The sequence below is a fragment of the Sphingobium boeckii genome, from assembly GCF_014199215.1.
Lineage (GTDB): Bacteria > Pseudomonadota > Alphaproteobacteria > Sphingomonadales > Sphingomonadaceae > Sphingobium_A > Sphingobium_A boeckii.
Genome location: NZ_JACIJC010000001.1, coordinates 452,107 through 465,485, shown reverse-complemented (window position 1 = coordinate 465,485; position 13,379 = coordinate 452,107). Strand labels below are relative to the sequence as shown.

The 13,379-nt window shown below is 63.1% G+C and carries 12 protein-coding genes; 11 read left to right on the top strand and 1 reads right to left on the bottom strand.

Annotation, left to right across the window (positions count from 1 at the left end; all coding sequences use genetic code 11):
• Positions 1 to 94: 94 nt before the first annotated feature.
• The 4 genes from hisD (at position 95) to FHS49_RS02355 (ending at position 5,123) form a co-directional block, all read left to right on the top strand.
• Positions 95 to 1,393 (top strand): histidinol dehydrogenase, encoded by a 1,299-nt coding sequence (hisD, locus tag FHS49_RS02370; protein ID WP_184014825.1) that lies wholly within the window; start codon positions 95 to 97, stop codon positions 1,391 to 1,393.
• 106 nt (positions 1,394 to 1,499) lie between these two features.
• Positions 1,500 to 1,955, top strand: coding sequence for a transcription antitermination factor NusB (nusB, locus tag FHS49_RS02365; protein ID WP_221240339.1), 456 nt, complete (start codon positions 1,500 to 1,502; stop codon positions 1,953 to 1,955).
• Positions 1,952 to 2,866, top strand: coding sequence for a thiamine-phosphate kinase (gene thiL, locus FHS49_RS02360; protein WP_184015933.1), 915 nt, complete (start codon positions 1,952 to 1,954; stop codon positions 2,864 to 2,866). The genes nusB and thiL overlap by 4 nt, the downstream gene beginning before the upstream one ends.
• A 127-nt stretch (positions 2,867 to 2,993) precedes the next feature.
• Positions 2,994 to 5,123 (top strand): sodium-translocating pyrophosphatase, encoded by a 2,130-nt coding sequence (locus FHS49_RS02355; protein WP_184014823.1) that lies wholly within the window; start codon positions 2,994 to 2,996, stop codon positions 5,121 to 5,123.
• Positions 5,124 to 5,412: 289 nt separating this feature from the next.
• On the opposite strand, the gene FHS49_RS02350 is transcribed toward FHS49_RS02355, so the two are convergent.
• Positions 5,413 to 5,982: a hypothetical protein gene (locus tag FHS49_RS02350; RefSeq protein WP_184014821.1), complete on the bottom strand. Its 570-nt coding sequence runs from the start codon at positions 5,980 to 5,982 to the stop codon at positions 5,413 to 5,415.
• Between the two features lie 235 nt (positions 5,983 to 6,217).
• Here FHS49_RS02350 and rimP point away from each other — a divergent pair, with 235 nt between their 5' ends.
• The 7 genes from rimP to FHS49_RS02315 all read left to right on the top strand — a co-directional run bounded on the left by rimP (position 6,218) and on the right by FHS49_RS02315 (position 13,359).
• Positions 6,218 to 6,748, top strand: a complete 531-nt coding sequence (rimP, locus tag FHS49_RS02345) for a ribosome maturation protein RimP (protein WP_184014819.1) — start codon at positions 6,218 to 6,220, stop codon at positions 6,746 to 6,748.
• 4 nt (positions 6,749 to 6,752) lie between these two features.
• Entirely contained in the window at positions 6,753 to 8,357 is a 1,605-nt protein-coding gene (nusA, locus tag FHS49_RS02340) for a transcription termination factor NusA (protein WP_184014817.1), read from the top strand.
• Complete coding sequence (locus tag FHS49_RS02335; protein ID WP_425502654.1) at positions 8,338 to 9,111, top strand: DUF448 domain-containing protein; 774 nt, start codon at positions 8,338 to 8,340, stop codon at positions 9,109 to 9,111. Before nusA ends, FHS49_RS02335 begins: the two co-directional genes overlap by 20 nt.
• Entirely contained in the window at positions 9,108 to 11,705 is a 2,598-nt protein-coding gene (gene infB / locus FHS49_RS02330) for a translation initiation factor IF-2 (protein WP_184014813.1), read from the top strand. Before FHS49_RS02335 ends, infB begins: the two co-directional genes overlap by 4 nt.
• Positions 11,706 to 11,834: 129 nt before the next feature.
• Entirely contained in the window at positions 11,835 to 12,230 is a 396-nt protein-coding gene (gene rbfA / locus FHS49_RS02325) for a 30S ribosome-binding factor RbfA (protein WP_184014810.1), read from the top strand.
• Between the two features lie 3 nt (positions 12,231 to 12,233).
• A complete protein-coding gene (locus FHS49_RS02320) occupies positions 12,234 to 12,818 on the top strand; it encodes a thymidine kinase (protein ID WP_184014808.1) in 585 nt (194 codons plus the stop codon).
• Positions 12,805 to 13,359, top strand: coding sequence for a GNAT family N-acetyltransferase (locus tag FHS49_RS02315; protein ID WP_184014806.1), 555 nt, complete (start codon positions 12,805 to 12,807; stop codon positions 13,357 to 13,359). The genes FHS49_RS02320 and FHS49_RS02315 overlap by 14 nt, the downstream gene beginning before the upstream one ends.
• Positions 13,360 to 13,379 lie beyond the last annotated feature (20 nt).

Sequence of the window (13,379 nt, the reverse complement as noted above, 5' to 3'; positions counted from 1 at the left end):
TCAACCCGTTTGTGCCGAGCGCAGTCGAGGGACGTGGTGCCAACGACCCGCGTCCCTCGACTGCGCTCGGCACAAACGGTGAGGGGTTGAGAGTATGAGCGGGCCACTTAGGCTGGACGCTTCCGATCCGCGATTTGCGGATGCCTTCACCACCTTGGTCGAGGCACGGCGCGAGTCCGATGACGATGTATCGCGCGATGTGACCGCGATCCTGAAGCGTGTGCGTGCCGAGGGCGACGCGGCGCTGGCGGCGCTGACGCTCGATTTCGACAAGCATGATCTGGACACCACCGGATGGCGAGTGCCGCGCGAAGAATGCCAGGCGGCGCTGGAGGGGCTTTCGCCCGAATTGCGCAGCGCGATCGAGCTCGCAGCGACGCGCATCCGCACTTTCCACCTCAAGCAGAAGCCGGTGGACAGCGATTCGACCGATGATGCGGGCGTGCGACTCGGCTCGCGCTGGAGCGCGGTGGATGCGGCGGGCGTCTATGTACCCGGCGGGCGCGCGGCCTACCCCTCATCCGTGCTGATGAACGCGATCCCGGCCAAGGTGGCGGGGGTCGAACGGCTGGTGATGGTCACGCCCACGCCGCGCGGGGAGACCAATCCGCTGGTGCTGGCCGCTGCCGAGATTGCGGGCGTTGATGAAGTATGGCGCGTCGGCGGAGCGCAGGCGATCGCCGCGCTGGCCTATGGCACCGATCGCATCAAGCCGGTGGATGTCGTCACCGGCCCCGGCAACGCCTGGGTGGCGGAGGCCAAGCGACAGCTTTACGGCGTGGTCGGCATCGATATGGTGGCCGGGCCGTCCGAAATCGTGGTGGTGGCAGACGCCGACAATGATCCCGAATGGATCGCGGCAGACCTGTTGAGCCAGGCTGAGCATGATCCCACCAGCCAGTCGATCCTCTTCACCGACGATACGGCCTTTGCCGACAAGGTGGCCGATGCGGTGCTCCGGCAGATCAACGTCCTGGCCACGGGCGAGACGGCGGGCACAAGTTGGGCGGACAATGGCGCGATCATCCTGGTGGCCGATCTGATGGACGCGCTGCCGCTGGTCGACCGGCTCGCGCCCGAGCATCTGGAACTCGCCGTCGCCGATCCGGAACCCTTTTTCGCCAAGGTGCGTCACGCCGGATCGATCTTCCTCGGCCGCTATACGCCCGAGGCCGTGGGCGATTATGTCGCCGGGCCGAACCATGTGCTGCCCACCGGGCGGCGGGCACGTTTTTCGTCCGGGCTTTCCGTGCTGGATTTCATGAAGCGCACCAGCTTTCTCCAGTGCACGCCAGCCGCCCTTCGCCAGATCGGCCCCGCCGCGGTTGCGCTGGCGGGTGCCGAGGGGCTTCCCGCCCATGCCTTGTCTGTCGCGATAAGGCTGGATCACTGATAACCACAACCGTTCGGGCTGAGCCTGTCGAAGCCTTCTCTTCCTTCTGCTAAGAGCCAGAACAGGGCTTCGACAGGCTCAGCCCAAACGGATTTCGAGACACGCCATGACCAATATTACAAACCGCGCCCAATCCCGCTCCACCGCACGCCTCGCCGCGGTGCAGGCGCTCTATCAGATGGAGATGGAGAATACGCCGCTGCGCGTGCTGCTCCATGAATTCCACAATCACCGCCTCGGCGCGACGATCGAGGACGTGGAATATGCCGATGCCGAGATCGATTTCTTCGATGATGTGGTGGCCGGCGTCGATGCGCGGCGCGGCGAGATCGATACGCTGATTGCGGGCAAATTGGCCAAGGGCTGGTCGCTCGAACGGCTGGACAAGCCGATGCGCCAATTGCTTCGCGCGGGTGCCTATGAGCTTCTGGCGCGCGCCGATGTGCCCACCGGCACCGTGATCAGCGAATATCTAGATGTCGCCCACGCCTTTTACGACAAGCGCGAGACCAATTTCGTCAATGGCCTGCTCGACGCGATCGCAAAGGACGTGCGGCGCTGAGCGCGGGCGAAACCGATTTTATCCGGTCGCTGCGCACGCTGGCGACTCATCCCGCCGCGCGCGGATTGACGGACGATGCGGCGGTGCTCGGCGATCTCGTCTTGACGCATGACATGATTGCGGAAGGGGTGCATTTCCTCACCAACGATCCGCCCGAAGATGTCGCGTGGAAACTGGTCGCGGTGAACCTCTCCGATCTGGCGGCCAAGGGCGCGACGCCGCTGGGGGTGCTGATGGGCTATGCGCTGACCGGCGACAGGGCGTGGGATGCGGGCTTTGTCGCGGGGCTTGAAGCGGTGCTGAAGCAATTCGACGTGCCGCTGCTGGGCGGGGATACGGTGTCCCTGCCCGCCGGCGCACCGCGCGTGTTCGGGCTGACGGCCATCGGCCGCGCGCCCGCATCCGGCGCACCTTCGCGATCGGGCGCGCAAGCGGGCGATGCCCTGTTCGTGACCGGGACGATCGGCGATGCCGGGCTGGGCCTGGCCATGGCGCAAGGCACGCTGGATGGCGACGCATCCTTGCTCGCCGCCTATCGCAGACCCGTGCCGCGGCTGGTAGAGGGACAGGCGCTGGCGGGGCAGGTTCATGCAATGATGGACGTGTCCGACGGCTTGCTGCTCGATGCCTCCCGCATGGCGGAGGCGAGCGGGCTTGCGGTTTCTATCGATCTCGATGCCGTGCCGCTGTCCCCTGCATTCAGGCAGGCGAAGGGGGAAAGCCGGGCGGACCAGATCAAGGCGGCGACCGCCGGCGATGATTACCAGCTTCTCTTCGCTGCCGCGCCCGATGCCCCCCTCCCTGCACTTGCAACCCCGATCGGCCGATTCGCGGCGGGAAGCGGAATTTCGTTGTTCGATGCGGATGGCCCGGCGCCACTGCCGGAGCGGCTGGGATATCTCCACGCCTGATCGGTGAGGATCGGCTTGCAAAAGCCTGGAATCGCCCCCTATACCTTTGGCACGCCCCGAATAATCATAAGAGCGGGGCCTGTTCTTGCGTGTTCAAGAATATCCCGAAAAGGGGGAAGGATAGCCAATGACGATCGTCACCATCTCCATGCTGTGCGGCCTGGTGGCCGTGCTGTATGGCTTTATTACGAGCCGGCAGGTGCTGAGTTATTCTGCGGGCAACGCCAAAATGCAGGAAATTGCGGGCGCGATTCAAGAAGGTGCCCAAGCCTATCTCGCGCGGCAATATCGCGCCATCGCCGTGGTCGGCGTCGTGGTCGCCGCCCTCGTCGCCTATTTCCTTGGGCTGACCTCTGCCATCGGTTTCCTGATCGGCGCGGTGCTTTCGGGGGTCACCGGCTTTATCGGGATGAACATTTCGGTGCGCGCCAATGTCCGCACCGCGGAAGCCGCGCGCACCTCGCTCCAGAGCGGTCTCACGGTCGCGTTCCGCGCGGGCGCGATCACCGGGATGCTGGTGGCGGGCCTCGCGCTGCTCGCGATCGCCACCTTCTTCTGGTATCTCACCGGTCCCGCCGGGCATCTGCCGCAGGATCGCGAAGTGATCGACGCGCTGGTCGCCCTGGCCTTCGGCGCATCGCTCATCTCCATCTTCGCGCGCCTGGGCGGCGGCATCTTCACCAAGGCGGCTGACGTGGGTGCCGATCTTGTGGGCAAGGTCGAAGCCGGAATCCCCGAGGACGACCCCCGCAACCCCGCGGTGATCGCGGACAATGTGGGCGACAATGTCGGCGATTGCGCGGGCATGGCGGCCGATCTGTTCGAAACCTATGTCGTCACCGTGGGCGCGACCATGGTGCTGACCGCGCTGCTCGTCACGGGCGTGAGCGACGCCACGTTGCTCAATCTGATGAGCCTGCCGCTGGCTGTGGGCGGGATCTGCATCCTCACCTCGATCATCGGCACCTATTTCGTGCGGCTGGGCAAGAGCAACTCGATCATGGGGGCGCTCTACAAGGGCTTCCTTGTCACCGCGATCCTCTCCATTCCAGCGATCTATTATGTCACCAAACAGTCGCTCGGCGATCTCGACGCGCCGATCGGCGGCGGATTGACCGGCGAGGGCGCGTTCACCGGCATGGACCTGTTCTGGTCGATGATGGTGGGTCTCGCCGTCACCGGCCTGATCGTGTGGATCACCGAATATTATACCGGCACCAACTATCGCCCGGTGCGCAGCATCGCCAAGGCATCGGAGACGGGCCATGGCACCAATGTGATCCAGGGTCTGGCGATCAGCCTTGAATCCACCGCGCTGCCGACGCTCGTCATCGTGGCGGGGATCGTGGTGACGCATCAGCTTGCGGGCCTGATGGGCATCGCCTTTGCCGCCACCGCGATGCTGGCGCTGGCGGGCATGGTCGTGGCGCTGGATGCTTATGGCCCGGTGACCGACAATGCGGGCGGCATCGCGGAAATGGCGGGGATGGAAGAAGACGTCCGTACCCGCACCGACGCGCTGGACGCCGTGGGCAACACCACCAAGGCGGTCACCAAGGGCTATGCCATCGGTTCGGCGGGCCTGGCGGCGCTCGTGCTGTTCGGCACCTATACGGAGGATCTGAAATTCTATGCCGACCGGCTCAACCTGCCGGCCGAAGGCGTGAATTTCTCGCTCTCCAACCCCTATGTCATCGTCGGCCTGCTGCTCGGCGCGCTGCTGCCCTATCTCTTCGGCGCGATGGGGATGACCGCGGTCGGCCGCGCGGCGGGCGATGTCGTAAAGGACGTGCGCGAACAGTTCGCCAGCAACAAGGGCATCATGGATGGCACCAGCCGCCCGGATTATGCCCGCACGGTCGATCTGGTCACCAAGGCGGCGATCAAGGAAATGATCGTCCCCTCACTGCTGCCGGTGCTCGCGCCGATCGTGGTGTTCTTCGTGATCCGCGCGGTTGCGGGTCCGGCGGAGGGCTTTGCCGCATTGGGCGCGCTGCTCCTAGGCGTGATCGTCTCCGGCCTGTTCGTCGCGCTCTCGATGACATCGGGCGGCGGCGCATGGGACAATGCGAAGAAATATATCGAGGACGGCCATCACGGCGGCAAGGGCAGCGACGCCCACAAGGCCGCGGTGACGGGCGACACGGTGGGCGATCCTTATAAGGACACCGCCGGCCCGGCCGTGAACCCGATGATCAAGATCACAAACATCGTTGCCCTTCTCCTTCTGGCAGCCTTGGCCCACGCCGGCATGTGATCGAACGCAACGGTGAACCTGCCCCGCCTGGAGCGATCCGGGCGGGGTTTTCTTTGGGGGAGGAAGAAAGAATAAATAACCGGAATGACCTGCAACATTTGATGATGCGCCAGTCATTTTGAACGGGGTATGTTACATCGGTTTACCGACCGCTTTTGAGGCCATGCCCGCGAGGATAGCTTTGAGTGCCCCGACGTCAGTGAACGGAAGTGGCTCTGATACTATCACTTGAGCCGGATCATGATAATCAACCCGCCAATCAGAGAATGTAGAGGGAAGCCCGCGCTGGTCACAGACGACGAAAAGGGGCCACCCCCGCCAACGTCAACATCCATCCCGCCCGATCCGCAAAACGAACGCGATAAGGATGTAAATTAAAATCGACAGCTCCGCGGCCGGGAAGATGAAAATTAGTTCTTTGGGCAACGATTGCCCAATTTGGTGCAACATCACCCTCAAACAGATGATGGCGCACACTATCTTCGTAAGGGCCAAGTGATAAGGCCGTGTCATGTTGAGAGTGAATTTCGCGCCAAATTGTGAGCAATGCGAAAGAGCGCATCACATGAGGTTGGGCATTGTCCACAACCAAGGTCGTTTGGTCCTTTCTATCCCCCCATGCCTCTATAACACGACGCACAAACTCGATGGCATACTTGTCAGTCGCCGACGTCGAACGCTCATGTTTTAAGCAAAGCAAATTATCGCTGAAGGCACCCCCCTGGCTCGGTTTAGTGCCTTTAAAATGCCTTGATGCAGTGACCGCATGGGTTGCGCCGTTACGCACTTCATGGGCGAATGCCTTTGGAATAATATGGCTTCTTACGGTGTTTTTATCGCCACAAACTTTACAAGCCATCGGACAACCTAACTGATATAAAATCAGAGACTATGTTTTTGACGATCCATTATTGTCAATCTCCCGTGCGCGGGAATGACTTGGAAAGATCGTGCCGCCCCGCGCCTTCTTCCCGCTTGCCCTCCGCCGCCTTCCGGCCTATATCGCACGAGCTTTCTCGACATCGGTAACAATGACGAGGCCGGAGCCCACCAGCTCCCGGCGGCACAGAGACATGTTTTATCCAGGAGCCTGAATGGCGGACGTCGCCGCATTGACCGCATTGATCGAGCCCGAGGCGCAGGCGCTGGGCTTTGATCTCGTGCGCGTCAAATTCTTCGGTGGCGAGGGTGATCGCACGCTGCAGATCATGGCCGAAGATCCCGCCACGCGGCAGCTTCGGATCGAGGATTGCGCGGCGCTTTCGCGGCGCATCTCCGAGAAATTCGACGAGGTGGATCCGATCGAGGAGCCTTACCGGCTGGAAGTCAGCTCGCCCGGCATCGACCGTCCGCTGACCCGGCTGCGGGATTTCGCCGACTGGGCCGGGCATGAAGCGCGCGTGACGCTGGTGGAGGCGCAGGACAAGCGCAAGCAGCTCAACGGCAATATCGCGGGAATCGATGGCGAGACCGTGATTATCGATGTAAACAAGGCGGGCGAGATGCGCGCCGCCTTTTCAAACATAGCGAGCGCCAAGCTGGTCATCACAGACCGGCTGATCGCCGCGACCGCGCCGCTATCTTCGGATGGCGTGGACAGCATTCAAGTAGAAGGACAGGACTGAGATCATGGCAACCGCCGTCACCGCCAACAGGGCCGAACTGATCGCCATCGCCAACGCCGTGGCCAGCGAGAAGATGATCGACAAGGCCATCGTGATCGAAGCGATGGAAGACGCGATCCAGCGCGCCGCGCGTTCGCGCTATGGTGCCGAAAACGATATTCGCGCCAAGCTGGACCCCAATACCGGCGATCTGCGCCTGTGGCGCGTGGTCGAAGTGGTCGAGGCCGTTGACGATTATTTCAAGCAGGTGAATCTGAAGGAAGCGCAGAAGCTTCAGAAGGATGCCGTGGTCGGCGATTTCATCGTGGATCCGCTGCCCCCGATCGAATTCGGCCGCATCGCGGCGCAGGCCGCCAAGCAGGTGATCTTCCAGAAGGTGCGCGATGCCGAGCGCGAGCGCCAGTATGAGGAATTCAAGGACCGCGCGAACGAGATCATCACCGGCGTAGTAAAGCGCGTGGAATTCGGCCATGTCGTGGTCGATCTGGGCCGCGCCGAGGGCGTCATCCGCCGCGATGCGCAGATCCCGCGCGAAGTGGTTCGCGTCGGCGATCGCGTCCGTTCGCTGATCCTGAAGGTGGTGCGCGAGAATCGCGGGCCGCAGATCTTCCTTTCCCGCGCGCATCCCGATTTCATGAAGAAGCTGTTCGCGCAGGAAGTGCCCGAAATCTATGACGGCATCATCGAGATCAAGGCCGCCGCGCGCGATCCCGGTTCGCGCGCCAAGATCGGTGTGATCAGCCATGATTCGTCGATCGATCCGGTCGGCGCGTGCGTCGGTATGAAGGGCAGCCGCGTTCAGGCCGTCGTGCAGGAAATGCAGGGCGAGAAGATCGACATCATCCCCTGGTCCGAAGACACCGCGACCTTCGTGGTCAACGCGCTCCAGCCCGCCACCGTCAGCCGCGTGGTGATCGATGAGGAGGAAAGCCGCATCGAAGTCGTCGTGCCCGATGATCAATTGTCACTCGCCATCGGCCGTCGCGGCCAGAATGTGCGCCTGGCAAGCCAGCTCACCGGCTCCGCAATCGATATCATGACCGAGGCCGACGCCAGCGAGAAGCGCCAGAAGGAATTCGTCGAGCGTTCCGAAATGTTCCAGAACGAACTGGATGTGGACGAGACGCTGGCGCAGCTTCTGGTGGCCGAGGGCTTTGGTGCGCTGGAAGAGGTGGCCTATGTCGATCCGGCCGAAATCGCCGTGATCGAAGGCTTTGACGAAGAACTGGGTGCCGAGCTGCAAAGCCGCGCGCAGGAAGCTCTGGAGCGCCGCGAGGAAAAGAATCGCGAGGAACGCCGCGCGCTTGGCGTGGAAGACGATCTGGCGACCATGCCCTATCTGACCGAAGCGATGCTGGTCACGCTGGGCAAGGCGGGCATCAAGACGCTCGACGATCTGGCCGATCTGGCGACCGACGAACTGGTGCAGAAGAAGCGCCAGGAGCAGCGTCGCCGCGCCGACAGCACGCGCGCCGAGGACAAGGGCGGCGTGCTCGCCGAATACAGCCTGTCCGAAGAGCAGGGCAACGAGATCATCATGGCCGCGCGTGCGCACTGGTTCGAAGATGAAGACAATGGGGAGGACGCTGTTGCGGAACCCTCCCAATGAGACCCTGAAGGATCAGCCGTCCACGCTCGCGCAAGCGGGCAAGGAATCATCTGAAAACACCCGCCGCTGTATATTGAGCGGTGAGAAGGACGTGCGCGCGGGCCTGATCAGGCTCGCCGTCGGCCCCGATGGCGTGGTCGCGCCCGATGTGCGTGCGCGTGCACCGGGTCGCGGCGCATGGATCGGCGTGGACAAGCCGACGCTGGATGAGGCGATCGCCAAGGGCAAATTGAAAGGCGCGCTGGCGCGGGCGTTCAAGACCGGGGACGTGACCGCGCCCGCCGATCTCTCAACGCGAATCGGCGATGCGCTCCGCCAGGATGCGTTGAACCGGCTGGGGCTTGAATCGCGTTCGGGCACTTTGCTCACGGGTTCGGAAAAAATCGACGCCGCCGCGCGCAAGGGCGAAGTGAAGATGCTGATGCACGCGAACGATGCAGGCATAGATGGCAATCGCAAGCTCGATCAGGCATGGCGGGTGGGCCGGGATTCCGAAGGCAGCGGCGCACAGGGCATGGTTTTGCCCGTGGGGCGCACTATATTGTCTTTGGCCCTTGGCCGGGAAAATGTGGTACACATAGCGATCATCGATCGCGGTGCAGCCGATCGGGTGTCGCTTGCGATCGCCCGGTGGCAGGATTTTATGGGCAGTGTGGCAGACGCCGAACCTTGCGCAAATGGCGCTCAGGGTTCATCGGCGCATCAAGCGCACAGCCTGAATATTGAAGACGAAGGGTTTGAGAGCAGTCGATGAGCGATACTGACAACGATAAGCCGAAACTGGGTATGCGCGCACCGCTCGGCCTGAAGCGCACTGTGGAAACCGGCAAGGTGAAGCAGAGCTTCAGCCATGGCCGCTCCAACACCGTGGTGGTGGAAGTGAAGCGCCGCCGCATCCTGGGCAAGCCCGGTGAAGCCGAGGCCGCGCCCGTCGAGGAAGCGCCGGTTGCCGCGCCCGTCCAGGCGGCAGCGCCCGCCCCGGTGGCCCCTGCGCCTGCGCCACGTCCGGCCCCCCCGCCCCCGCCGCGCCAGAATCATGGCGATAGCCTGCTGAGCCGTCAGGAGCTTCAGACCAAGCTGCTGCGCGAGGCCGAAGAATCGCGCATGTCTGCGCTGGAAGAAGCCCGCCGCCGCGAGGATCAGGCGCGACTCGACGCGATCGACGAAGAACGTCGCCGGGCCGAGGAAAAAGCCAAGGCCGAAGCGGCCGGCGAAGCCGCGCCTGCTGCGGCACCAGCGCCCCAGCCAGCCGCCGAAGCGGCTCCCCCTGCAGCGACAGCGTCGTCGACCACGGCCGCGCCAGTGGCAGCCGAAACCGCCACGGATGCGCCCGCCGCCGCCGTTGAAGGCGATGGTCGCCCCGCGCCACGCAAATTTACCCCCGTTGCCGCGCCCAAGCGGCCCGAGCCGCCGGCACGTCCCGCCACGCGTCCGCGCGTGGGCGATGATCGTCGTCAATCGGGCAAGCTCACGGTCAGCAAGGCGCTGAACGAAGGCGACGAAGGCGCACGCGCCCGTTCGCTGGCAGCCCTGAAGCGCGCCCGCGAAAAGGAACGCCGCTCCCATGGCGGCAGCAGCCAGCCGCAGGTGAAGCAGGTCCGCGACGTGGTGGTGCCAGACACGATCACGGTGCAGGAACTCGCCAACCGCATGGCCGAGCGTGGCGCCGATCTCGTCAAATCGCTGTTCAAGATGGGAATGCCCGTCACGATCAACCAGTCGATCGATCAGGATACTGCCGAACTGCTGGTCGAGGAATTCGGCCACAACATCACGCGCGTTTCGGATTCGGACGTCGAAATCGACACCGCGGCGGATGTGGACGCATCGGAGACGCTTCTGCCGCGTCCCCCGGTGGTGACGATCATGGGCCATGTCGATCACGGCAAGACCAGCCTGCTCGATGCGCTGCGCGGCACCGATGTGGTGGCGGGCGAAGCCGGTGGCATCACCCAGCATATCGGCGCCTATCAGGTGACCGTGAAATCGGGCGAGAAGATCACTTTCCTCGATACGCCGGGCCATGAGGCCTTCACCGAAATGCGCCAGCGCGGCGCGAACGTGACGGATATCGTGATCCTGGTGGTAGCGGCCGATGACGGCCTGAAGCCCCAGACGATCGAAGCGATCAACCATACGCGCGCCGCTGGCGTGCCGATGATCGTGGCGATCAACAAGATCGACAAGTCCGGCGCGAATGCGCAGAAAGTCCGCGAGGAACTGCTGCAGCATAATGTGCAGGTGGAAGCCATGTCAGGCGATGTGCAGGATGTGGAAGTCTCCGCGCTCAAGAAGACCGGTCTCGACGAACTGGTCGAAAAGATCCTGCTCCAGGCTGAATTGCTCGAGCTGAAGGCCAATCCCGATCGCGACGCCGAAGGCACCGTGATCGAGGCGAAGCTCGACAAGGGCCGTGGTCCCGTGGCCACCGTGCTGGTGCGTCGCGGCACGCTGCGCGTGGGCGACATCTTCGTGGTCGGCGGCGAAAGCGGCAAGGTCCGCGCGATGGTCAACGACAAGGGTCAGCAGATCAAGGAAGCCGGTCCCTCGCTTCCGGTCGAAGTGCTCGGCCTGTCCGGCACGCCGGGTGCGGGCGATCCGCTCTCGGTCGTCGAGAATGAGGCGCGGGCGCGCGAAGTGGCGGCCTATCGCCAGCAGCTTGCCACCGACAAGCGCACCACTCATGCACCGGCCAATCTGGAAAGCATGTTCTCCGCGCTCAAGGAAAAGCAGGCGATCGAATATCCATTGGTGGTGAAGGCCGACACGCAAGGTTCGGTGGAAGCCATTGTGGGCGCGATCAACAAGATCTCGACCGCCGACATCCGGGCGCGCGTGCTTCATGCCGGCGTGGGCGGGATCACCGAATCGGATGTGCAACTGGCCTCGGCCAGCCGTGCGCCGATCATCGGCTTCAACGTCCGTGCGAACGCCAAGGCACGCGAAATCGCCACGCGGGACCGGGTTGCGCTCAAATATTATGACGTGATCTATCATTTGACCGACGAGATCCGCGCCGGCATGGCCGGTGAACTCGGCCCGGAAGCGATCGAAACCGTGGTCGGCCGTGCGGAAATCCGCGATGTCTTCTCCGCAGGCAAGCATGGCAAGGCGGCGGGTCTGCTCGTCACCGAAGGCTTCATCCGCAAGGCTTTGAAGGCCCGCATCACGCGCGAAGACGTCATCATCTACAATGGCGAAATCTCGTCGCTGCGGCGCTTCAAGGACGATGTGGCCGAAGTCCGCGCCGGTCTCGAATGCGGTGTGACCTTCATCAGCCATACCGACATCAAGCCGGGCGACTTCCTGGAAACCTTCGAAGTCGAACTGCGGGATCGCACGCTTTGAACATGGCTCTCTCTGCAGGGGAGAGGGTTGGGAGAGGGGCACTCTTTGCCCCCAAATGACTATGGCCGGCGGATGAGGGCGATTCCCCCTCTCCCCGGCCCTCTCCCCTGAAGGGGAGAGGGAGAAGAAATGCGCCAGAACGAGACCGCCGAAAAAAGAACCGTTCGCCTGCTCCGCGTGGGCGAACAGGTGCGTCATGCGCTGTCCGATATCCTCGCGCGCGGCGACGTGCATGACGAGACGCTGGCCAAGCATGTCGTTTCGATCACCGAAGTACGCATGTCTTCCGATCTGCGCCATGCGACCGTGTTCATGAAGCCGTTGCTGGGCAGGGACGAAGCCGCCGTGCTGAAGGCGCTGCGCACCAACACCGCCTATCTGCAGAGCGAAGTCGCGCAGCGCGTGAACACAAAATACGCCGCCAAGCTCAAATTCCTGGCGGACGACAGCTTCGACGAGGGCAGCCATATCGATACGCTGCTCAAGCAGCCGAAGGTCGCGCAGGATCTCGATCCGGAAGCCTGATCCATGGCCAAGCTCTATTTCTATTACGCCTCGATGAACGCAGGCAAATCGACCACGCTGCTCCAGTCCAGCTTCAATTATCAGGAGCGCGGGATGGAGACCATGCTCTTCACCGCGGCGATCGATGATCGCTATCGGGCGGGGAAGATCACTTCACGGATCGGACTTGAGGCCGACGCGACGTGTTTCGACGCGGAGACGGACCTGCGCGCCTGCGTCGAGGCCGAACATGCCACGCGGCCGCTGAACTGCATCCTGGTGGATGAGGCGCAATTCCTGACGCGCGCGCAGGTGTTCCAGCTTGCTGGCATTTGCGATCAGATGAACATTCCGGTGCTGGCTTATGGTCTGCGCACGGATTTTCAGGCGGTGCTGTTTGAGGGCAGCGCCGCATTGCTCGGGCTGGCGGATACGCTCGTTGAATTGAAGGCGATCTGCGAATGCGGGCGCAAGGCGACGATGAACCTGCGTGTGGACGGCAATGGCCGGGCGATCCGCGAGGGCGATCAGACCGAGATCGGCGGGAATGACCGCTATATGGCGTTGTGCCGCAAACATTATATGGAGCGTGTCGATGGCCGGGCTTGAGCCGCTGCTGGCGCCGATCGACGATGGGAATTTGCGGCTCGAACAGCTTGCCGAGGCGCATCGCGAAGGGTTGCGCGCGGCGTGCGCCGCCGATCGCGAAATCTGGGACATTTATCCTTCCAGGCTGATCGGAGACGATTTCGATCCCGCTTTCGATGCGATCCTCGCCAATCCGGCGCGCTGCCCGTTCGCATTGATTCTGGACGGACGGGTCATCGGCATGTCCGGCTATCTCAATATCGCTCTGGACCGCCAGACACTTGAGATCGGCGGCACCTATATGCAGCCCGATCAGCGCGGCACGGGACTGAACCGCCGCATCAAGCAACTGCTGATTGCCCGCGCCTTCACCGCCGGTTTCCGCCGGATCGAATTCCGCATCGATGTGCGCAACGGTCGTTCAATCGCGGCGGTCGAGAAGATCGGCGGCGTGAAGGAGGGTGTGTTGCGACAGGAACGGATCACCTGGAACGGCCATGTACGCGATACCGCCCTCTATGCGATTCTGGCTGATGACGGGGCAACGGTCAGCGCCGGTTAAGGCTGGATTGCTTAGGTTGG